Genomic DNA, 21,345 nt, shown 5'->3' with positions numbered 1-21,345 from the left:
GCTAGGCAGCGTGAGGGCGCCGTATCTCAGTGCGACTTGAGAAACCGGCTCGCGACCGGGATCAGAACCATCCCCCAGGCCAAGCCAAAGACACCATCCATGGTTGCCTTGGACACCCATTCGACGACGCCCGCCCAGGACGCAGAAACCGAATGCCCAAGGGCGTAAGCCCAATCATGGATGTGGTGGCCCAGCCAACCGAAACCAAGCACTTCCATCCCGTGGATCATGATTGATCCGCCGACCCACAGCATCGCGGCGGTGCCCACGATCGACAGCACCTTCATCACCACGGGCATCGCCTTGACCAGCCCCCTGCCCGTTCCGCGACCAATCGGCGTCGGTGCATTCCGGGCCAGAAACAATCCGACATCATCCATTTTAACGATCAGCGCGACCGAGCCATAGACAGCCACCGTCACGCCGATACCGACCACTGCCAGTGTCGCAGCTTGCATCCAGACATTCGGTGCTTCAATCGCCGCCAACGCAATCGTCATGATCTCAGCCGAAAGGATGAAATCGGTCTTGATCGCCCCCTTGACCTTCTGTTCTTCCAGATGGCCCGGATCGCGGTTTTTCATATCCGCATCAATCACCTTGCTTCCGTGCGGGAAAAGGACGTGAAAGATCTTCTCGGCCCCCTCAAAACACAAATAAGACCCGCCCAGCATCAGCAGCGGCGTGATCAGCCAGGGGGCAAAATTGGCCAGCAGCAAGGCAACGGGCAGCAACAGAATGATCTTGTTGAAAATCGAACCGCGTGCGATGCGCCAGATGATCGGTAACTCCCGCGCGGGCGCAAAGCCCTGCACGTATTTCGGCGTCACCGCCGCATCATCAATGATCACGCCTGCCGTCTTGGCTCCGGCCTTGCCTGCCGCTGCCATCACATCATCGACCGAGGCCGCCGCGACCTTCGCTATGCCTGCCACATCGTCCAACAGGGCCAACAGACCACTCATTGCGCATCCTCTTGTTTCACTGCTGCTGCCGACACTACCTGATCCAACCCTTAGCGCAAGCGTTAGCGCAATCGGCTCAGGTTTGCGCTAACACCTTAAAAATATGCTATTTTTGCCCTTTTGAGATTCCGTTTTCGCGGCTATATGGCCTGCAACGCAAGCGGATTTGGAGACGTCATATGACCATCAAGGTCGGTATCAATGGTTTTGGCCGCATTGGCCGCTGTACCCTGTCGCACATCGCCGCATCGGCGCGCAACGACATCGAAGTGATCAAAGTCAACGCGACCGGCCCGCTGGAAACCTCGGCGCATCTGCTGAAATATGACAGCATTCACGGGCGGTTCCCCCGCGATATCTCGATCGAAGGCAAGACCATGGATCTGGGCCGCGGCCCGATGGAGATGTTCTCGACCTACGACATGAACGAGCTTGACTGGGAAGGCTGCGACGTCGTTCTGGAATGCACCGGCAAATTCAATGACGGGCTGAAGGCCAAGACTCACCTGGATCGCGGCGCGCAGAAGGTTTTGCTATCGGCCCCCGGCAAGAACGTCGACAAGACCATCGTGTTCGGCGTGAACCACAACAGCCTGACCACCGAAGACAAGATGGTTTCGAACGGGTCCTGCACCACCAACTGCCTTGCTCCGCTTGCCAAGGTTCTGGACGAAGGTGTCGGCATTGAGCATGGCATCATGACCACGATCCACGCCTATACCGGTGACCAGCCGACACTGGACCGCCGCCACTCCGACCTCTACCGCGCGCGCGCAGCCGCCATGTCGATGATCCCAACCTCGACCGGTGCCGCAGCAGCTCTGGGTGAGGTTCTGCCCAATCTCAAAGGCCGTCTGGACGGCTCCGCCATCCGCGTGCCGACCCCGAATGTCTCGGCCGTAGACCTGTCGTTCCGCGCCTCGCGCAATGTGACCGTCGAAGAGGTCAACGCCATCGTTGAAGAAGCCGCCAAAGGCCCGATGCAGCGCGTTCTGGGCTTTGAGCCCGCGCCGCTGGTCTCGACCGATTTCAACCACACCGAGGAAAGCTCGATCTTCGCGCCGGATCAGACCCGTGTGGTCGACAACCGCATGGTGCGCGTGCTGGCGTGGTATGACAATGAATGGGGCTTCTCGGTGCGTATGGCCGATGTGGCCGTTGCGATGGGCCGTCTTAACTGACCCTTCGCACATCGCTTGTGCCCTAATGCCCGCTCAGGTTATCTGGGCGGGCATTTTTGTTTAGGGCGCACCCCATGACCAATCAAATCGCCATCTGGCTTGGTGTTCTCATACTTGGTGCGCTGATGCTGGATGTTGCGCTGGTTGGTACAGAACACCTGCTGTTCCTCGGTAAGAAGCTGTACGATTTTCTCGACTGGCTCGCCTTCTGGCGCTGACAGAGGTTTTGCTTGACTTTCTGCGCGATCTGGCTTTGTTAGCGCTAACCATATACAGGCGATATTCGGACGGAGCGTATCATGACACTCAAGCTGGCAATCAATGGATTTGGACGGATCGGGCGCGGTGTTCTGCGCGCCGTCATGGAATCGGGTCGCACCGATGTTGAAATCGTCGCGATCAACGATCTGGCCAAGCCCGAGATGAACGCGCATCTGTTCGAGTTTGACAGCGTTCATGGTCGTTATCCCAACCCCGTAACACTCAGCAACGCAGGTCTGGACGTAGGCGCCGGGCCCATCCGGTTAACCAGCGAGCGAGACCCCGAGGCACTGGATTGGGCCGATGTGGACGTCGTTCTGGAATGTACCGGCGTGTTCCGTACTCGCGAAGCGGCTGAGCGGCATCTGAAAAACGGATCGAAGAAGGTTTTGATCTCGGCCCCCGCCCGTGGTGATGGCGGCGTGAAAACTGTGGTCTTTGGCGTGAACGATCAGGAACTGACTGCCGATGACATCGTTGTCTCGAACGCATCATGCACCACCAACTGCCTGTCCCCGGTCGCGGCGGCGCTGGACGCCGGTCTGGGCATCAAGCACGGCAACATGACCACAGTTCACGCCTATACGGCCAGCCAACCGGTGCATGATACTGCAGGCAAAGACCCCTATTTGTCGCGCGCGGCAGCACTGTCGATGATTCCGACCACAACCGGAGCCGCCTCGGCAGTAGGCCTCGTCCTGCCGCAACTGGCCGGGAAACTGACCGGACAAGCGATCCGGGTACCGACGCCCAACGTCTCGGTCGTCGATCTGGTGGCCGAGGTCTCGCGCCCGACCACCGAAGAAGAGGTCAACGCCCTGTTCGTCGAAGCCGCTGCCAAAACGCCCACGGTTCTGGCCGCCGAGACGCGTCCGCTGATCTCAATCGACTTCAATCACGATCCGCACAGCTCGACTGTTTCGCTTGCCGAAACAAAGGTGACCGACGGCACCTTGGTGCGCGTCCTGGCATGGTATGACAACGAGTGGGGCTTCTCGAACCGGATGCTGGATACGGCCGCCGCGATGGGCGCTCTATCCTAAGCGGTCCTGCAGGGCCTGTTCGACGCGGGGGGTGACGAATTTGGTCACGTCCCCGTCCAGCCGGGCGATTTCCTTTACCAGTTTAGAAGCGATCGCCTGATGCCGCGCTTCCGCCATCAGAAAAACGGTCTCGATCGAGTCGTCCAGCGCGCGGTTCATCCCGACCATCTGGAATTCATATTCGAAATCCGCAACCGCCCGCAGGCCCCGCACAATGATCTGCGCGCCGACATCGCGGGCGCAATCGATCAGCAGGTTCTCGAACGGATGCGCCACGATCTCGGTGCCGGTCTGCTCGGTCAGATGGGCGCATTCCGCCTCGATCATCGCAACACGTTCTTCGAGAGAGAATAGCGGCCCCTTGTCCCGATTGATCGCGACCCCGATCACCAGCTTATCCACAAGGGCCGAGGCCCGACGAATGATGTCGATATGACCCAAGGTGATAGGATCGAAGGTTCCCGGATATAATCCAACCCGCATCAGGCCCTCCTGCGCAACAATATTTCTGCGCTAGCAAACACATCTTTGCCGCAGGTGCAAGGGTCAGGCATCTGCCCTGCCCTCAATGCCCCATTATCATGCCTTCCAGCGCGTCTTTTTCCATCGCCAGTTCCGCAAGCTGCGCCTTGACCGCATCACCCAGCGTCACAATCCCGATCAGCTTGCCCTCTTCCACGACCGGCATGTGGCGGAAGCGGCCTTCGGTCATGCGGGACAGGATCGCCTCGACCGTGTCCTGCTGGGTGGCGGTCACAAGGTCCTTGGTCATATAGGCACTCACGGGCTTTTCCAGACAACCGCTGCCGCTTGAGGCAAGCTCGCGCACGATATCGCGCTCGGACAAAATCCCGGCCGCCGTCTGGCCGCCATCTTCCGAGATGATCACAGTACCGATCCGTTTACTGGCCAGAATCTCGGCCGCCTGAGAGACGGTTGCCGATGGTTCCACCGTCACCACCCCGTCATTGGCCTTGGATTTAAGAATGGCCTGAACAAGCATAAGCAAAAACCTCCGGAATATAGTACTGTTTTCCAAAGCGTTGCCGGAATGTCCGAATGTGTCAAGGTGAAGCTTCGCGCTCAAGCCGCGCCACTTCGTCTCGCATACCGCGCGTCAGGGCCTCGGCAAAGCGGTTCAACCGTTCGTTGCGCTGATCCCCCTGATGCCGCACCAGATAGAACCCCCGCGTCAGACTGACCTGATCCGTCACGATTTTCCGCAGGCCGGGGTGAAACGGCAGCGTAAAATCATGCGCCACGCAAACGCCCGATCCCAGCGAGACCTGACGCAACTGCACCGACACCGAGTTTGATGCAAGCGCGACACGGTCAACCCCGATATCGTTGAGGTAATCCAGTTCCCGGTCAAAGATCATGTCGGGGATATAGCCGATCATGCGATGAGCGTTCAGATCACCGATGGTCCGGATCGGGTCGTGATCGTTCAGGTATTTCTGACTGGCCACAAGATGCAGGCGATAATCGGTGATTTTCTGAACCAGCAACTGCCCCGCTGTCGGCGCGCTGACGGTGATAGCCATATCCGCCTCGCGCCGAGACAGGTTGATGATGCGCGGCAAGGCCAGAATCTGGATATCGAGATCCGGGTTGGCATCGCTGATCTGCGCGCAAACCTGCGGCAGCAGATAATTGGCACAGCCATCCGGTGCACCAATCCTGATCTGACCACTCAGCGATTTGGCCGAGCCCGACATGACCCCAGCCGCCGCGCGCATGGCCTCTTCGGCCTGCAGCCCGTGCTCCATCAAACGTTGGCCTGCTGTGGTCAGCACATATCCCTGCTGCGATTTCGTGAACAGAACAGCATCCAGCGCAGCCTCAAGCCGCGCGATCCGACGCCCGACCGTGGCCGGGTCAATCATCAACACCCGACCCGCCGCCGACAGGCTTTCCTCGCGCGCGACAGCAAGGAAGACGCGCAGATCATCCCAGTTTGGTGTCATCCCTCAACCTTTGCATTTTTGCAGAACTGATTTGAAATATTGCCTCTGTTCAGGGGATTTTCGCAAGCCTATTCTGCGCGCAACGCAATTCGGAGGAGTTTGCCATGAACGACCTGACCCATTTCATCAACGGTGAGAACGTCGCCGGCACATCGGGCCGTTTCGACGATGTGTTCAACCCCGCCACCGGCGAGGCACAGTATAAATGCCCGATGGCCAGCGCCGCCGAGACAACCGCCGCCATCGAAGACGCCGCTGCGGCTCAGGTCGCGTGGGGTGCCACCAACCCGCAGAAGCGCGCGCGAGTTATGATGGCGATGGTCGGCCTGATGAACCGCGACATGGATAAGCTGGCCGAAGCGCTCAGCCGCGAACACGGCAAGACCCTGCCGGACGCCAAGGGTGATCTGCAGCGCGGTCTGGAAGTGATCGAATACTGCATCGGCGCGCCCCAGATGCTGAAAGGTGAGTTTACCGACAGCGCGGGTCCGGGCATCGATATGTATTCGATGCGTCAGCCGCTGGGCGTGGTCGCTTCGATCATGCCGTTCAACTTCCCTGCCATGATGCCGCTGTGGCATGTCGGCCCTGCTCTGGCCTGCGGCAACGCAGTTGTTCTGAAACCGTCCGAGCGTGACCCCTCGGTTCCGCTGATGCTGGCAGAACTGTTTGTCGAAGCCGGTCTGCCCAAAGGCGTGTTCCAAGTCGTAAACGGTGACAAAGAGGCCGTGGACACCCTGCTCGACAGTGAGATCATTCAGGGCGTCAGCTTTGTCGGCTCGACCCCGATTGCGCAGTATATTTACGCCCGTGCAACCGCGAACGGCAAACGCGCCCAGTGCTTTGGCGGTGCCAAGAACCACATGATCGTGATGCCCGACGCCGATATGGATCAAGCGGCGGACGCGCTGGTCGGCGCTGGTTTCGGTGCGGCGGGCGAACGCTGCATGGCGATCTCGGTCGCTGTACCGGTGGGTGAGGAAACCGCAGATGCTCTGATCGAAAAGTTGATCCCGCGCGTCGAAAAGCTGAAAGTTGGCCCCTATACCGCTGGCGATGATGTGGACATGGGCCCGGTCGTGACCGGAGCTGCCAAGGAACGCATTCTGGGCCTGATCAACTCGGGCGTGGAACAGGGCGCGAAGCTGGTTGTCGACAACCGCGATTTCAGCCTGCAGGGCTATGAAGATGGCTTTTTCGTCGGCCCGCATCTGTTCGACCACGTCACCCCGGATATGGATATCTACAAGCAGGAAATCTTTGGCCCGGTTCTGTCCACCGTTCGTGCCGGATCGTATGAAGAGGCGCTGAAGCTGGCGATGGACCATGAGTACGGCAACGGCACCGCGATTTTCACTCGTGACGGCGACACCGCGCGTGACTTTGCCAGCCGGGTGAATATCGGCATGGTCGGCATCAACGTGCCGATCCCGGTGCCGCTGGCCTATCACACCTTCGGCGGCTGGAAGAAATCCATGTTCGGTGACCTGAACCAACACGGCCCGGACAGCTTCAAGTTCTATACGCGGACCAAAACCGTGACGTCGCGTTGGCCTTCGGGCATCAAGGAAGGTGGCGAGTTCAACTTCAAAGCGATGGACTGACCGGCGTTCTCCGACCGACCAGAAACCCGGCCCCGCGCGGCCGGGTTTTTACTGTCTGGGGTAGAATGACCGCCAAGGCGCACCTCACAAGAAATTCAGCACCGCCCCTCTGGAAAAATCGGACAATCACCAATATTTTACCGGCAATTCGAACGATTGAGCAGTTGATAGTCCCGGAGGCAGACTTGTCCCAGAACCGTATGACCCGCCGCCATGCCCTGATCGGGGCGGCATCCTTGATTGCTGCGCCCGCCTTGGTGCGCGCGCAAAGCATCGATGCTTTCCCTCAGGATGAAGAGGCGATCAGCACACAGTTGCCAGTGCGCCGCAATGTGTCCTCGTTCTCGCAGCAGAACTGGCAGGATCACTTTGATGAGCTGGGTGTGGGTGCCCTGCTGGCCGATATCACCAGCCGCGCGGTGCATTATTGGGGGCCGGACGGCACCTATAAGCTGTTCCCCAGTTCCGTGCCAATGAGCGAGGAACTGACCAAGCGCGGCTATACCAAAGTCGTCCGCAAGGCCGAAAACCCCAGTTGGACGCCAACCGCGTCGATGCGTGAACGTGACCCCACGCTCCCGGTGCGGATGGAGGGCGGAGACCCGGGCAACCCGCTGGGCACCCGCGCAATGTATCTGGGCTGGCCTGCCTATCTGGTGCACGGCACCCACGACACCCGCAAAATCGGGCGGCAGAGCTCGTCAGGTTGTATCGGTCTGTATAACCAGCATGTCGAAGAACTCTATCCGCTGGTTCAGGTCGGAACGCAGGTGCGTCTGCTTTGATCCGCCAATCCTTGGGAAAACAGAAGCCCCGGCCAGTTGCCGGGGCTTTGCATTTCTGAGGGGGTACTTGGAATTATTCAGGAAGAATGACGGTATCGACCACGTGGATCACACCGTTGCTGGCCTCGATATCAGCCTGCACAACCTTGGCATCATTGACCTTTACGCCGTTCTTGGCATTCACACTCAGGCGATCGCCCTGCACGGTCAGAACCTTCGCGCGCTTGCCCGCGATGTCACCCGACATCACCTTGGCGGGAACCACGTGGTAGGTCAGGATCGAGACCAATTGATCCTTATTCTCGGGCAGCAGCAGCGTTTCCACCGTGCCCTCGGGCAGAGCGGCGAAGGCCTCATCCGTGGGGGCAAATACTGTGAACGGGCCGTCACCCTTCAGCGTATCGACCAGCCCTGCGGCCTGCACAGCGGCGACCAGAGTGTTGAACGACCCGGCAGAGACGGCGGTATCGACAATATCGGCGGCCTGCGCTTTGACGGGAAGTGCAAGGGCAAGTGCGGCGGCTGCGCCCATGAATGTGCGGCGGAACATGGCTGTTAACTCCTCTCCAGCTTGTTATGGAAAGGGGTACGGGGCCATCCGCAAACCGGATCACATCGGGATCAATATTCTTTGAGCTGCACCCAGATGCTCTGCGCCCGTCCGTCTTGCAGAAACGGCAAGGCAGCGACCGCATCCGGGCGGTCTTGCTGCAGATAATATCCCGGCCAAAGCATTGAATATAAAGCAGACTGCAGCAACGCGTGCAGCATGTACTGCTCACCCCAGCCCGGGCAGTCATAGAAGAACCGCTTGGGGTATTCATAGGGCAGAAAAACATCGTGGACATGGATCACCACGCCCGGTTTCAGCGCCGGAATGATCCGGCAAAACAGGTGTGCCACGTCATTGCTCATGCGCACGACGTGGCTGGAATCGATGAACAGGATATCGCCCGCCTCAAGCTGTTCGAAGACGGCGGGATCGACCTCTTCCAGCCGTTTCTGTTCGAAGTGATCGACCACATGAGCGATATCGGCGCGGGGATACGGATCAATCGCGGTGATCTGGGTCTGCAGCCCGCCATCAATGATCGCCTGCCGTGTGACACGGGTGGAGTTACCGCAGCCGACCTCGATCACGCGTTTGGGCTGGAACCTGCGGATCATCAGATACAGCGCATCCGCATCCGGGCTGTCATAGTACCCGTTGCCCGCGCGATAACCGGTCTGATTGCGCGCCGGGTCTTTCAGCGCCTCAAGCGCCATCCGATGCTGTTCATACTCGGCCACCAAAGGCGCAATGTCGAACCCCTCCATCCCCGGAGACAAAGCATAGGCGGGCCGGGTCAGCCCCCCCGCCCGCTCGAACGCCTCAAGCCGCGCGCGCTCGTCCTGCTCGATGGCCTTGTCGACCAGTTTGACGCCCAGTTCATCAAGGGCGGCATTGATCTGAGGGAATTTTCTGGGTTTCACGGGCGGGCTCCACATTCCGGTTTGCCCGTTCCTTACCTTCGCTTGTGCCGCCTCTGCAAGAACCGCAACGTCAAACCCTTGGCAAAAAGGAAATTTCCGTATTCACTGATATGAATTGAACGGCGAGGCGCATCATGCAGCAGGAATTCACACTGGGGATTGAAGAAGAGTACCTGTTGGTTGACCGAGACAGCCTTCAACCTGCGCACGCGCCCGACGCCCTGATCGCTGCCTGTCAGGCCGATTTCGAGGGTCAGGTCAGCCCGGAATTCCTGCAATGCCAGATCGAGGTCGGGACCCGCCCGCACACCAGTATCCAGTCCGCACGCGAAGACCTGAAACGCCTGCGGTCCGGCGTGTCGAAACGGGCGGCCGACTATAACCTGACGCCCATCGCGGTCTCGTGCCACCCGTTCGCCAACTGGAAGGATCAGCACCACACCCGGAAAGAACGGTATGACGCCCTGCACCACGCGTTGGGCGGCGTGGCCCGTCGGATGCTGATCTGTGGGATGCACGTGCATGTCGGGGTTGAGGAACCAGCCCTACGCTCTGATTTGATGCCGCAGCTGGCGTATTTCCTGCCGCATCTTCTGGCACTGTCGACCTCCTCCCCCTACTGGAATGGCGAGGATACGGGCTTGTCGTCCTATCGTCTGACGGTGTTTGATAACCTGCCCCGCACCGGGCTGCCTCCGGTCTTTAGCAGTTGGGGCGAATATGAACGTACGACCGGCGTGCTGGTCGAACTGGGCGTGATCGAGGATACCTCGAAAATCTGGTGGGACCTGCGCCCGTCGCACCGCTTTCCCACGCTTGAAACACGGATCATGGATGTGCAGCCCCGGCTGGAACATGCGCTGTCGCTGGCTGCACTGGTGCAGGCGCTGACGCGGATGTTGTGCCGCCTGAAAGACCGCAACCTGCGCTGGCGGCAATACGACAAGTTCCTGATCGGCGAGAACCGCTGGCGGGCGCTGCGATACGGCGTGGGCGAAGGGCTGATTGATTTCGGCGACCGCTCGATCAAACCGATGCCCGAACTGATCGGAGAGCTCATGGGGCTGTTGGCCGAGGATACCGAGGCGCTGGGAACCATGGCCGAACTTGCCCATCTGCGCCAGATTGCCGAAACCGGAACTTCAGCCACCCGTCAGCGCCGCGCCCATGCCGAGGCGACCGCGCGTGGCGAAAACCCGGGCATGGCGGTTGTCAAACACCTGATCGAAGAATTCCACGCCGATCTATAGCGGTCAGACTGCGGCGAGAATCTCTTTGATCTTGTCGGCGACCGGTTCGTACAGGTCGCGGTCTTTCCAATAGCCGTTGTGAGATAACGGGTTCCACGAGGTAAAGATCTTGCCCGCATTGATGGGCTTGTCCCGAAGTGCCCGGTCCTGCACCAGTTGCGCATAGCTTGGGGCGCTTTTGCCCAGCGGGAACCCCAGAACATCGTGGCGGTCATAATAATTGTACCACCACGTCCGAAAGCGCAGCGCAGGCGGCAGTTCCCGGTTCGGGGCCATGATGGGGAAAATCTCATTCTCGGGATAGGCGAACAGAAAAATCGGGATGTTGCAGCCAAAGGTGACGATGCCTGCGACGGTCTTCATGTTCTCGACATTGGTCTGATGCACCGGCGCGCCGCCCTGCCGCAGATGCCGTTGCATATCATAGATATAGTTCGACATGATGTGCCCGCCCAACGAATGCGCAAGGATCAGAACCGGGCCATCCGACCCGACTTGATGCCTGACGACGCCCATGACGTTTTCGATCTTTTGGTGAATGGCATCGTAAATCTTGTCATTGTCATCCGGCGTGGGCCGATAAGATGCGGCATCCGACAGGTTGCACACCACAAACTCGCGCAGCTTGTCATAGCCCAGACTGCGGTTGATCTTTTTCAGATAGTCCTTCTGCCGCCCCTGCAGCACCTGCGCCCAGACAACCTCGTGCCAGATGACGTCGCTCATATCCGCGCCAACGCGGCGCGCCACCCTTTGCTTCAGCCCCTTGGAAAATGTCGGCGTTGTCGAGGCGGGCTGGCCCTGCGGCCTGTATTGGCTGCCCATTCCGTGAATCGCAACTACGGCCAGTTTATGTGTCGCCATTGGGATGCTCCGTGAAATCTGCTGGTAAAATACCGTCATCATACCGCAGCCGCCAAAATCCCCCAAATGGTGGCACAGCGTTTGCCGTCGCTGAAAAATTTCTGTAAGGATTGGGGAATAAAGAAACGATCGTTCAATTCTACTGGAACAGGGGCCAGACACCATGGATTTCGCGCTGACCGAGGAACAGACAGCCATCTTCGACATGGCCTACGCTTTTGGCCAGGACCACATCGCCCCCTTTGCGCGCCAGTGGGAAGCCGACGGCACCATCCCCAAAGACCTTTGGCCCAAGATCGGAGAGCTTGGTTTTGGCGGCCTCTACGTCTCGGAAGACGGCGGCGGGTCAGGCCTGAGCCGTCTGGACGCAACACTTGTGTTCGAGGCCCTGTCGATGGCCTGCCCCTCGGTCGCGGCCTTCCTGTCGATCCACAATATGTGCGCCAAGATGCTGGACAGCTTCGCCAGCGATGATCTGAAATCGCGGATCATGCCGGATATCCTCAGCCTCCAGACCGTCCTCAGCTATTGCCTGACGGAACCCGGTTCAGGCTCGGACGCCGCCGCGCTGAAAACCCGGGCCGAGCGGACCAACGAAGGCTATACCCTGAACGGCTCCAAGGCCTTCATTTCGGGTGGCGGCTATTCGGATGCCTATGTCTGCATGGTCCGCACTGGCGAAGCTGGTCCCCGGGGGATTTCGACGGTCTATGTCGAGGATGGCACCCCCGGCCTCAGCTTTGGCGCGCTGGAACAGAAGATGGGCTGGAAAAGCCAGCCCACCGCACAGGTTCAGTTCGACGATTGCAAAATTCCCGCAGGCAATCTGGTCGGCACCGAGGGCGACGGCTTCAAATACGCGATGATGGGGCTGGACGGCGGGCGTCTGAACATCGCCTCATGCTCGCTGGGGGCGGCGCAGAACGGGCTGGATATGACCTTGCAATATATGTCCGAACGTAAGGCCTTTGGTCAGTCCATCGACCAGTTTCAGGCCTTGCAGTTCCGCCTCGCGGATATGGAGATCGAATTGCAAGCCGCCCGTACCTTCCTGCGGCAGGCGGCATGGAAACTGGATCAGGGCGCACCCGATGCCACCAAATTCTGCGCCATGGCCAAGAAATTCGTGACCGAGACGGGATCGAAAGTGGTCGATCAGTGCCTGCAACTGCACGGCGGCTATGGCTATCTGGCCGATTACGGCATCGAAAAGCTTGTGCGCGATCTGCGGGTGCACCAAATTCTCGAAGGCACCAACGAGATCATGCGCGTCATCGTCGCGCGCCAGATGCTCGCAAACCGCTGAGGGCTGAATGGCTGACATCGACATCCGAACCGCCGGGCGCGCCGGGCGCATCACCCTGACCCGTCCCAAAGCCCTGAATGCGCTGAGCTATGAGATGTGCATGGCCATCGATACCGCCCTGCGCAACTGGCGCGAGGATGATGCGGTTGATCTAATCATTTTTGACGCCCAAGGCGACAAGGCCTTCTGCGCCGGCGGTGACATCGCGGAGTTATACGCCACTGGCACCAGTGGCGATTTCGACTATGGCCGGACATTTTGGCGGGACGAATACCGCCTGAACGCTCTGATCTTCGAATACCCCAAACCTGTGATCAGCTTGCTGCAGGGTTTCACCATGGGCGGTGGTGTGGGCATAGGCTGCCATGGCAGTCACCGGGTCGTTGGCGAAAGCTCCAGAATCTCGATGCCCGAATGCTCGATCGGCCTCATCCCGGATGTGGGCGGATCGCTGATGCTCGCGCAGGCCCCCGGACGCCTGGGGGAATACCTGGGTACAACCGGCCATCGCATGGGCCCAGCAGACGCGATCTACGCGGGCTTTGCCGATCATTTCATTCCACAGGAACGTTGGCCCGAACTCGTTGAACTCCTCGAGGCCTCGGGGCGCGCGGATGTTATTACGGATCACACCGAAACGCCGCCGAAAGGCGATCTGTCCGATCTGCAACCGCAGATCGACGCGCTGTTTGCCGGTGCGACATTGACTGCCATCCTGAACAACCTACGCAACCGAGACCAAGAATTTTCGACGAAAATTCTCGACGGCCTGCAGCGGAATGCGCCGATCTCGATGGCTTGCACGATAAAAATGCTGCACCGCCTGCGCGGGCCAAACCTGACCCTGCGCACGGCGCTCGACATGGAGTATCGCTTTACCTATCGCGCGATGGAACACGGGGATTTTCTGGAAGGCATCCGTGCCCTGATCATCGACAAGGATCGCAATCCGAAGTGGCAATTTGCCGACATGGACGTGCCTGCGACCGCCGTTTCAAAAATGCTGCAACCGCTTGGGGTGGATGCGTTGAGTTTTGCAGAGGAGTAAGGGATGAAAATCGGATTCATTGGACTGGGCAACATGGGTGCCCCGATGGCTGCCAATCTGGTCAAGGCAGGGCATGATGTCATCGGCTTCGACCGTGCCGATATCGCGGTCGAAGATGTTGCAATGGCCTCTGCCGCCACCGAGGCCGCGGCCAACGCGGATGCCGTCATCACCATGCTGCCCAACGGCCAGATCCTGCGCGCGGTGGCGGACGAGGTCATCCCGGCCATGCAACCCGGCGCCGTGTTCATCGACTGTTCGACGGTTGACGTGGACAGCGCCCGCGCCGTGGCACAGCAAGCGCTCGACGCCGGGCTTCTGGCGGTCGATGCGCCGGTCTCGGGCGGGATCGGCGGGGCTGCTGCGGGAACGCTGACTTTCATGGCCGGGGGCTCTGACGCCGCTTTTGCAAAAGCCGCGCCTCTGTTCGACATCATGGGCCAGAAAGCCGTACATTGCGGCGAGGCAGGTGCCGGTCAGGCTGCCAAGATCTGCAATAACATGATCCTGGGCGTCACCATGATTGCCACCTGCGAGGCGTTTGCGCTGGCCGACAAGCTGGGCCTCGACCGGCAAAAGATGTTCGACGTGGTCAGCACGTCTTCGGGCTATAGCTGGACGATGAACGCCTACTGCCCTGCCCCCGGGGTCGGGCCGCAAAGCCCAGCCGATAACGGCTATCAGCCCGGTTTCGCGGCCGAACTAATGCTGAAAGACCTGCGCCTCAGCCAGCAGGCCGCAGAAAGCGCCGATGCGGACACGCCGATGGGACAGATTGCCACCGCGCTCTACGAGCAGTTCGTCGAAGGCGAGGACGGGATGGGCCGCGACTTTTCCGCGATGCTGCCCCGGTTTGAAAAGCGCGGGCGGGGTTAGCCGCGGCGAAAACTCGCACAGGGCTCGTAAACAGGGTGACGTGCCCCTATCTGATTGCCTAAGACTGCACCAGTTGATGCCGCCGGAGACCGCTGGAATGAAAACCCTGATCCATCTGACCGCAATTGCGCTGCTGGCGCTCAGCCCTGTTTCGGCTCTGGCCGGAAACGGCAAGGGCAAAGGTAAGGGCAAGAGCGATTTCAAGGTCCAGCGGGTTGCTCCTCAGACGGGTGTTGTGGTCGGCAATGCGGGTCATTGCCCGCCGGGGCTGGCCAAAAAGGCGATCCCGTGCGTGCCTCCGGGTCAGGCGAAAAAGCTCTATCGTATGGGCGACCGGATCGACCGGGACTATCTGTGGATCAACGATCCCTATCGCTATGGCCTGAGGCGCGGTGGCTACTATGTGCGTGCCGGGGACTATGTCTATTCGATTGACCCCGAGACGCACAAAGTTCTGAACCTGATCGGTGCTGTCGCTGACATTCTCTACTGACTTGGCTTACTCCGCGGCGACGCGCCCGGACTTCAGCATCGGCTTCAGGTATTGCCCGGTATGGCTGCGCTCGCACGTAGCCACATCCTCAGGCGTACCTGCCGCCACGATCTGACCACCGCCGTCACCGCCCTCGGGGCCGATATCGATAATCCAGTCCGCGGTCTTGACCACATCCAGATTGTGTTCGATCACCACGACCGTATTGCCCTGATCTACCAATTCATGCAGCACTTCCAGCAGCTTACGCACGTCTTCGAAATGCAGCCCTGTCGTAGGCTCATCAAGGATATAGAGCGTCCGCCCCGTAGATCGCTTGCTCAACTCCTTTGACAGCTTGACCCGTTGCGCCTCGCCGCCGGACAGCGTGGTCGCCTGCTGGCCGACCTTGATGTAACCCAGCCCAACACGGGCCAGCGCATCCATCTTGTCGCGGATCGAGGGGACGGCCTTAAAAAACTCCTGCGCATCTTCCACTGTCATATCAAGCACATCCGCGATAGACTTGCCCTTGAACTTGATCTCCAACGTCTCGCGGTTGTACCGCGCACCCTTGCAGGTTTCACAAGTCACGTAGACATCGGGCAGAAAGTGCATCTCGATCTTGATGACACCATCGCCCTGACAGGCCTCGCACCGCCCGCCCTTCACGTTGAAACTGAACCGCCCGGGCTTGTAGCCGCGCGCCTTGGCCTCGGGCAGACCAGCGAACCAGTCGCGGATCGGGGTGAAGGCCCCGGTGTAAGTCGCTGGATTCGAACGCGGAGTCCGCCCGATGGGGCGCTGGTCGATGTCGATCACCTTGTCCAGATGTTCGAGCCCCTTTATCGTCTCACAGGGCGCAGGCGTCTGTCGCGCACCGTTCAGGCGCATCGAGGCGGTCTTGAACAGCGTCTCAATCGTCAACGTGGATTTGCCACCACCCGACACGCCGGTGACGCAGACGAACTTGCCCAGCGGGAATTCAGCCGTCACGTTTCTGAGGTTATTGCCAGTCGCCTTGACCACCGTCACCTTTTGCTTTTTCCCCTTACGCCGCTCGGACGGCACTATAATCTCGCGCGTGCCCGACAGGTACTGACCCGTGATCGAGGCCGCATCCCCCGCGATCTGGTCCGGTGTGCCGTGACTGACCACCTGCCCGCCATGCACGCCCGCGCCCGGGCCGATATCGAACACATAATCCGCCTCTCGAATAGCCTCTTCGTCATGTTCGACAACGATGACGGTATTGCCCTGATCGCGCAGGTTCTTGAGCGTGCCCAGCAGCCGGTCATTATCACGCTGGTGCAAGCCGATCGACGGCTCATCCAAAACGTACAAAACCCCGGTCAGGCCCGAGCCGATCTGACTGGCCAGCCGGATACGCTGGCTTTCGCCGCCGGACAAAGTGCCACTTGAGCGTGACAGCGTAAGGTACTCCAAACCCACATTATTCAGGAATCCAAGTCGTTCACGGATTTCCTTGAGAATGGCCCGCGCGATCTCGTTCTTCTGCACGCTCAGATGGTTCGGCGCATCCTCGACCCAGGCCAGCGCCTCGCGGATCGACATTTGGACCACCTGCCCCACATGCAGTCCGGCGATCTTGACGGCCAAAGCTTCGGCGCGCAGCCGGTAGCCGGTGCAGGTGCCACAGGGGCGATTGTTCTGATAGCGCTCGAACTCTTCCCGAATCCAGGCGCTGTCGGTCTCGCGATAGCGGCGCTCCATATTTGGGATCACGCCCTCGAAACTGCGGGTGACTTGATAGACCCGGCCCCCTTCGTCATAGCGGAACTGGATTTCCTCGTCGCCCGAGCCGCGCAGAAACACCTGCTGCACCTTCTTGGGCAGGTCCTTCCACGGCGTGTTCTTGTCGAACTCATAATGGCGCGCGATGGCTTCGATGGTCTGCAGGAAATATGGCGACTTCCCTTTGCGCCAAGGGGCCAGCGCGCCGTCATACAGTTTCAGCGTTTGATCCGGCACCACCAGCCGTTCGTCAAAGAACAGCTCAACCCCCAACCCGTCGCAATCCGGGCAGGCCCCGAAGGGTGCGTTGAACGAGAACAGGCGCGGTTCGATCTCGGGGATGGTGAAACCACTGACTGGACAGGCAAAATTCTCGCTGAACGTGATGCGTTCGGGGTCGCCTTCCTTTGGTGCGGTTTCAAGAATAGCGATGCCATCGGCCAGATCCAGAGCGGTACGCAGACTGTCGGCCAGCCGCGTCTCCATACCTTCGCGGACGACCAGGCGGTCGACCACCACGTCGATGTCATGACGGAACTTCTTGTCCAGCGTCGGCGGCTCGTCCAGTTCGTAGAATTCGCCATCCACCTTGACGCGTTGGAAGCCCTGCTTGCGGAGTTCCAGAAACTCTTTCTTATATTCGCCCTTCCGGTCGCGCACGATGGGGGCCAGCAGATAGCCGCGCGTGCCCTCGTCCATCGTCATGATCCGGTCAACCATGTCCTGCACCTGCTGCGCCTCGATCGGCAGTCCGGTCGCGGGGCTATAGGGCGTTCCGGCGCGGGCGAAGAGCAGACGCAGATAGTCGTAAATCTCGGTCACGGTCCCCACGGTCGAGCGGGGATTCTTCGACGTGGTTTTCTGTTCGATAGAAATCGCCGGGCTCAGACCGCTGATGTGATCCACATCCGGCTTTTCCATCATATCCAGGAACTGCCGCGCATAGGCCGACAGGCTCTCGACATAGCGCCGCTGCCCCTCGGCATAGATCGTGTCAAACGCCAGCGAGGATTTGCCCGAACCGGACAGGCCGGTGATCACCACCAGTTGATCCCGCGGGATGTCGACATCGATACTCTTGAGGTTATGCTCGCGCGCGCCGCGCACCTCGATATTCTTCAGCTCAGCCATTCTGGCCCCCAACACACACGTCCCCTAGACATAGGCGAGCGGCGCTGAGTCTCCAACCAAAAAATGAGAACAAAGTATGAACGAGCTGAATTTCGACGGACCCCGCCCTAACCCGCCGATTTGCGCGCCAATGCCCACGCGCAAATCGGAAATGCCGGATCATTGTTCAGATCGTCGGTCCGGGGGTCATAGACCGGAGGCCAATCCGGTTCGAGGTTCCGCAGCGCGGCCTGCCGGTTGCCCCATTGTTCGGCCCGGATATGCGCCGGATCGAATCCGCATTCGGTCAGCAGGTTCTCGAGCCCACGGGCAGACCAGCGCGAACAATCATGCGGGGCCGCGTGGAACGGGATGAAGAACGGCACCGCCAGCCAGAAATAGCCACCCGGGCGCAGCATCTCTTGCACGTTCAGGGTCGCCTCGAACGGACGGTCGAGGTGTTCCCAGACCTGATTGGCAAGCACCAGATCGAATTGCCGGACCCTTCCCTGTTCGTCCAGCAAAGGCCCGCTGCAGATGTCATGCTGGTTGAGCCCGACCTGCTGATAGCTGCGAAACCCGAACTGATTGCCCCACGAGCCGGAAATCTCGACCACATCCAGCGCCGACGGACCGAGGTCACGGATCCACTGGCGGCTGCGTCGGGCCATGATTACTCGGTTCAGACTGGTCATGCGGAGCCCTCCGGCTGCGTTTCGGGCAATAGATCACGACGGCAACCGGCTGTCGTCAGAAAACGCGCCAGACCAATGTCTGCATATCCGATCTGAGCGGAAAAATGGCGCGGTTGACGGGGCTCGAACCCGCGACCCCCGGCGTGACAGGCCGGTACTCTAACCAACTGAGCTACAACCGCGCATTTAGGGTCTCTGTCCGATCCGTTTGCCCGGATCAAAGGCTGGCAGCGATGGCGCGGTTGACGGGGCTCGAACCCGCGACCCCCGGCGTGACAGGCCGGTACTCTAACCAACTGAGCTACAACCGCCCACTGCCCGTTCATTGCTGAACGTTGGGGTGTATTATGGCCCCGGTCGGGCAGCGTCAAGCGGCGTTTTCAAGTATTTTTGTCCGATACCGTTTTTTTCGCAAAGCACAGCGTTTCCGCCTGCCCCCTTGGATCAGGAAAACGCCGACGGCCACCTGCAAAACCTGCGGTTTCATCTTGCGAACAGGCCAAAGCCGATGTATCAGCCGCAGCTATGGGTGATTAGCTCAGTGGTAGAGCGTTTCGTTCACATCGAAAATGTCAGCGGTTCAAATCCGTTATCACCCACCATTCCTTCTTCAACATCAGCACCTTATGGAGCGTTCGCCGGGTATTTTTCTGGCAAGCCTCAGGCAGTCAACCGCCGACATAAACACCTGTTCTGGGTCGATAAAATATCTTCTGGTCATGAAGTCGGCCCAAAAGATCGTGCATCTTGTGCAGGAAATCTTCGCGTGCGGCTTTATCCTCGTTGGACTCCTGAGCCGGTTCACTCGATTTCGATGCGATTGCCTGGCGCATTGCCTTCTCAATCAGGTCCATATCTTCAACGGAAAGCTCAAACAGATCGTTATACTGGGGCACTCCGATTTCTCCTTCCGCGGTGCAGGAATTTAGCGTGCCTGAACTTCGTCTGCTTTTCCACTATTAACCTCCCCGATCAGCGTTCGGGCTTCGCGGCATAGAGCCAGCCTAGGGAAACCTGGGGATTTTCGTCTGTTTCTCAACGCTTGCCAGGAATCTGCTTGACTGACTATGCTGATATTGCGCATGGGGCGGGATGTGACATGGCGGATCTGAAACGGGAAATCGGTCTTGTCGGCCTGACCTTCATCTCGGTCGGCGGCATCATCGGGTCTGGATGGCTGTTTGGGCCGCTGCTGGCCGTGCAACACGCCGGGCCAGCGGCGATCTTGTCCTGGATCATCGGTGCCGTGGCCATGTTCATTCTGGCGATTACCTTTGCCGAGATCTCGGCCATGCTGCCCATCCCCGGTGGCATCGCGCGGGTGCCGCAGTTTTCGCACGGCAATATCGTGTCAATGGCAATGGGATGGACCGCCTGGATCGGCTATAACACCACCGCCCCGATTGAGGTCGAGGCGATGCTGAAATACCTCGCCCCCTATGCACCCTGGCTGCATTCGGCCGAAACCGGCGACCTGACCGGAGCCGGTATCTCGGTCGCGCTTCTGTTCATGCTGCTGTTTGTGGCCGTAAACGCGCTTGGCGTCAGGTTCTTTGCGCAGGTGAACGCAGTTCTGACGTGGGCCAAGATCGCCGTACCCGTCATCCTGTCCGTCCTGCTGATCGCCACGCGCTTTGATGCGCAGAATTTCACGGCCCCCGACGGGTTTGCCCCCTATGGTCTCAAGGGAATCATGGCTGCCGTTTCGACCGGAGGCGTCATCTTCTCGTTCATCGGCTTCCGGCATGTGGTCGACATGGCCGGTGAGGTGCGCAACCCCAAGTTCGCCATTCCCGCCGCCCTTGTTCTGTCCATCGCGCTGTGTGCTCTGATCTATCTTGGGCTACAGATCGCCTTTATCGGCGCGCTTGATCCTGCGATGATCCGCGACGGCTGGACCAGCCTGAGCTTTGGCGGTCAGGGGCCGCTGGACGGGATCATCATGTCGGTCGGAATACTGTGGTTTCTCAGCCTGCTGAATGTGGGTTCGGTCATCGGCCCCTTTGGCAACGGACTGGTCGCAACAGGCTCGAACGCGCGGATCGCGCTGGCCCTGTCACAGAACGGCTTTCTGCCCACGCGCCTGCAGCTTTTGTCCAGGTTCGGCGTGCCCCTGTGGGCGCTGGCGCTGAATTTTCTGATCGGCATCCTGTTCCTGCTGACCGTGCCATTTACCACCGTCATCGCCCTGAACGGCGCGGCAATCGTCTTGTCCTTCGCCGTCGGCCCCATCGCCGTGGTCTGCCTGCGCGAGCTGCTGCCCGATCACCCAAGATCAATCCGCCTGCCAGCTGTGAAACTTGTGGGCGCCACGGCCTTCGCCATCTCGACGCTCATTGTCTACTGGAGCGGCTGGGACACCGTCTGGCGGCTGGGTATCGCCCTGATCGTAGGCCTGGTCCTGCTGCTGATCCGGTTTCACAACCGGCTTGAAGACATGGACGCGACCGAGGCGTTGTGGCTGGTGCCCTATTTCGGAGGGCTCGGGCTGATCTCGTATATGGGGCAGTTCGGAGACGGCGCGCAGAAGCAGATCCCGTTTGGCTGGGACATTCTGATTTGCGCGGTGTTCTCGGTTGTAATCTTCGCGCTCGCGGTCCGGTCTTCGCTATCGGACGAGAAGTTTAGGGACTATATCGCCGAAGAAGAATTGCTTGGCCCTGCAGAGCCTGTGATCGGCCTCTGAACAA

At 59.7% G+C, this 21,345-nt stretch carries 21 protein-coding genes and 3 tRNA genes; 12 read left to right on the top strand and 12 right to left on the bottom strand.

The genetic code is table 11. From position 1 onward, the window contains the following. Positions 1 to 26: 26 nt before the first annotated feature. The gene (locus ACR1XV_RS03905; RefSeq protein ID WP_480528995.1) at positions 27 to 965 is read right to left on the bottom strand and encodes a DUF808 domain-containing protein; all 939 of its coding nucleotides are present in this window, start codon (positions 963 to 965) and stop codon (positions 27 to 29) included. A 179-nt stretch (positions 966 to 1,144) separates the two neighbouring features. On the opposite strand from ACR1XV_RS03905, the gene gap (ACR1XV_RS03900) reads away from it, so the two are divergent. From gap (ACR1XV_RS03900) to gap (ACR1XV_RS03890), 3 genes are all read left to right on the top strand, one after another. Continuing rightward, positions 1,145 to 2,146 (top strand): type I glyceraldehyde-3-phosphate dehydrogenase, encoded by a 1,002-nt coding sequence (gap, locus tag ACR1XV_RS03900; RefSeq protein ID WP_480528994.1) that lies wholly within the window; start codon positions 1,145 to 1,147, stop codon positions 2,144 to 2,146. Between the two features lie 74 nt (positions 2,147 to 2,220). Further along, complete coding sequence (locus ACR1XV_RS03895) at positions 2,221 to 2,364, top strand: hypothetical protein (RefSeq protein ID WP_480528993.1); 144 nt, start codon at positions 2,221 to 2,223, stop codon at positions 2,362 to 2,364. Positions 2,365 to 2,445: 81 nt separating this feature from the next. After that, entirely contained in the window at positions 2,446 to 3,450 is a 1,005-nt protein-coding gene (gene gap, locus ACR1XV_RS03890; protein ID WP_480528992.1) for a type I glyceraldehyde-3-phosphate dehydrogenase, read from the top strand. Here the strand turns inward: gap (ACR1XV_RS03890) and coaD are convergent. The 3 genes from coaD to ACR1XV_RS03875 all read right to left on the bottom strand — a co-directional run bounded on the left by coaD (position 3,442) and on the right by ACR1XV_RS03875 (position 5,417). Continuing rightward, positions 3,442 to 3,933 carry a pantetheine-phosphate adenylyltransferase gene (gene coaD / locus ACR1XV_RS03885; RefSeq protein ID WP_480528991.1) on the bottom strand — a complete coding sequence of 164 codons (492 nt, stop codon included), beginning with the start codon at positions 3,931 to 3,933 and terminating at the stop codon, positions 3,442 to 3,444. The genes gap (ACR1XV_RS03890) and coaD overlap by 9 nt on opposite strands. Before the next feature lie 82 nt (positions 3,934 to 4,015). Continuing rightward, entirely contained in the window at positions 4,016 to 4,453 is a 438-nt protein-coding gene (locus ACR1XV_RS03880) for a CBS domain-containing protein (protein WP_480528990.1), read from the bottom strand. 61 nt (positions 4,454 to 4,514) lie between these two features. After that, the gene (locus ACR1XV_RS03875; protein ID WP_480528989.1) at positions 4,515 to 5,417 is read right to left on the bottom strand and encodes a LysR family transcriptional regulator; all 903 of its coding nucleotides are present in this window, start codon (positions 5,415 to 5,417) and stop codon (positions 4,515 to 4,517) included. A gap of 104 nt (positions 5,418 to 5,521) precedes the next feature. On the opposite strand from ACR1XV_RS03875, the gene ACR1XV_RS03870 reads away from it, so the two are divergent. After that, entirely contained in the window at positions 5,522 to 7,021 is a 1,500-nt protein-coding gene (locus ACR1XV_RS03870; protein WP_480528988.1) for a CoA-acylating methylmalonate-semialdehyde dehydrogenase, read from the top strand. Positions 7,022 to 7,221: 200 nt separating this feature from the next. After that, entirely contained in the window at positions 7,222 to 7,806 is a 585-nt protein-coding gene (locus ACR1XV_RS03865; protein WP_480529292.1) for a L,D-transpeptidase, read from the top strand. Between the two features lie 73 nt (positions 7,807 to 7,879). Here the strand turns inward: ACR1XV_RS03865 and ACR1XV_RS03860 are convergent, their stop codons facing one another. Then, positions 7,880 to 8,356, bottom strand: a complete 477-nt coding sequence (locus ACR1XV_RS03860) for a fasciclin domain-containing protein (protein ID WP_008757666.1) — start codon at positions 8,354 to 8,356, stop codon at positions 7,880 to 7,882. A 71-nt stretch (positions 8,357 to 8,427) separates the two neighbouring features. Then, positions 8,428 to 9,279: a class I SAM-dependent methyltransferase gene (locus ACR1XV_RS03855; RefSeq protein ID WP_480528987.1), complete on the bottom strand. Its 852-nt coding sequence runs from the start codon at positions 9,277 to 9,279 to the stop codon at positions 8,428 to 8,430. A 134-nt stretch (positions 9,280 to 9,413) separates the two neighbouring features. Between ACR1XV_RS03855 and ACR1XV_RS03850 the strand changes: the two genes are divergently transcribed. Beyond that, positions 9,414 to 10,529, top strand: a complete 1,116-nt coding sequence (locus ACR1XV_RS03850; protein WP_480528986.1) for a carboxylate-amine ligase — start codon at positions 9,414 to 9,416, stop codon at positions 10,527 to 10,529. A 3-nt stretch (positions 10,530 to 10,532) separates the two neighbouring features. Here the strand turns inward: ACR1XV_RS03850 and ACR1XV_RS03845 are convergent, their stop codons facing one another. Next, positions 10,533 to 11,393: a hypothetical protein gene (locus tag ACR1XV_RS03845; RefSeq protein ID WP_480528985.1), complete on the bottom strand. Its 861-nt coding sequence runs from the start codon at positions 11,391 to 11,393 to the stop codon at positions 10,533 to 10,535. A 163-nt stretch (positions 11,394 to 11,556) separates the two neighbouring features. Here ACR1XV_RS03845 and ACR1XV_RS03840 point away from each other — a divergent pair, with 163 nt between their 5' ends. The 4 genes from ACR1XV_RS03840 to ACR1XV_RS03825 all read left to right on the top strand — a co-directional run bounded on the left by ACR1XV_RS03840 (position 11,557) and on the right by ACR1XV_RS03825 (position 15,116). Then, positions 11,557 to 12,699, top strand: coding sequence for an acyl-CoA dehydrogenase family protein (locus ACR1XV_RS03840; protein ID WP_480528983.1), 1,143 nt, complete (start codon positions 11,557 to 11,559; stop codon positions 12,697 to 12,699). A 7-nt stretch (positions 12,700 to 12,706) separates the two neighbouring features. Next, positions 12,707 to 13,747: an enoyl-CoA hydratase/isomerase family protein gene (locus ACR1XV_RS03835; RefSeq protein ID WP_480528982.1), complete on the top strand. Its 1,041-nt coding sequence runs from the start codon at positions 12,707 to 12,709 to the stop codon at positions 13,745 to 13,747. A gap of 3 nt (positions 13,748 to 13,750) precedes the next feature. Next, on the top strand, positions 13,751 to 14,623 hold the full coding sequence (mmsB, locus tag ACR1XV_RS03830; RefSeq protein WP_480528981.1) for a 3-hydroxyisobutyrate dehydrogenase: 873 nt from the start codon (positions 13,751 to 13,753) through the stop codon (positions 14,621 to 14,623). A gap of 97 nt (positions 14,624 to 14,720) precedes the next feature. After that, positions 14,721 to 15,116: a hypothetical protein gene (locus ACR1XV_RS03825; RefSeq protein WP_480528980.1), complete on the top strand. Its 396-nt coding sequence runs from the start codon at positions 14,721 to 14,723 to the stop codon at positions 15,114 to 15,116. 6 nt (positions 15,117 to 15,122) lie between these two features. Here the strand turns inward: ACR1XV_RS03825 and uvrA are convergent, their stop codons facing one another. The 4 genes from uvrA to ACR1XV_RS03805 all read right to left on the bottom strand — a co-directional run bounded on the left by uvrA (position 15,123) and on the right by ACR1XV_RS03805 (position 18,966). After that, positions 15,123 to 17,981 carry an excinuclease ABC subunit UvrA gene (gene uvrA / locus ACR1XV_RS03820; protein ID WP_480528979.1) on the bottom strand — a complete coding sequence of 953 codons (2,859 nt, stop codon included), beginning with the start codon at positions 17,979 to 17,981 and terminating at the stop codon, positions 15,123 to 15,125. A gap of 107 nt (positions 17,982 to 18,088) precedes the next feature. After that, entirely contained in the window at positions 18,089 to 18,655 is a 567-nt protein-coding gene (locus ACR1XV_RS03815; RefSeq protein WP_480528978.1) for a methyltransferase domain-containing protein, read from the bottom strand. A gap of 105 nt (positions 18,656 to 18,760) precedes the next feature. Beyond that, positions 18,761 to 18,837: transfer RNA gene (locus ACR1XV_RS03810), tRNA-Asp, on the bottom strand. A 52-nt stretch (positions 18,838 to 18,889) separates the two neighbouring features. Beyond that, positions 18,890 to 18,966: transfer RNA gene (locus ACR1XV_RS03805), tRNA-Asp, on the bottom strand. Between the two features lie 216 nt (positions 18,967 to 19,182). On the opposite strand from ACR1XV_RS03805, the gene ACR1XV_RS03800 reads away from it, so the two are divergent. After that, a tRNA-Val gene (locus ACR1XV_RS03800) sits at positions 19,183 to 19,257 on the top strand. 66 nt (positions 19,258 to 19,323) lie between these two features. Here ACR1XV_RS03800 and ACR1XV_RS03795 read toward each other — a convergent pair. Then, positions 19,324 to 19,551: a hypothetical protein gene (locus tag ACR1XV_RS03795; RefSeq protein WP_480528977.1), complete on the bottom strand. Its 228-nt coding sequence runs from the start codon at positions 19,549 to 19,551 to the stop codon at positions 19,324 to 19,326. A gap of 203 nt (positions 19,552 to 19,754) precedes the next feature. On the opposite strand from ACR1XV_RS03795, the gene ACR1XV_RS03790 reads away from it, so the two are divergent. Beyond that, a complete protein-coding gene (locus ACR1XV_RS03790) occupies positions 19,755 to 21,341 on the top strand; it encodes an APC family permease (protein ID WP_480528976.1) in 1,587 nt (528 codons plus the stop codon). Positions 21,342 to 21,345: the final 4 nt, after the last annotated feature.

The organism is Ruegeria sp. AD2(2025) (assembly GCF_056542385.1).
This window is presented reverse-complemented; position numbering and strand designations above follow the sequence as displayed.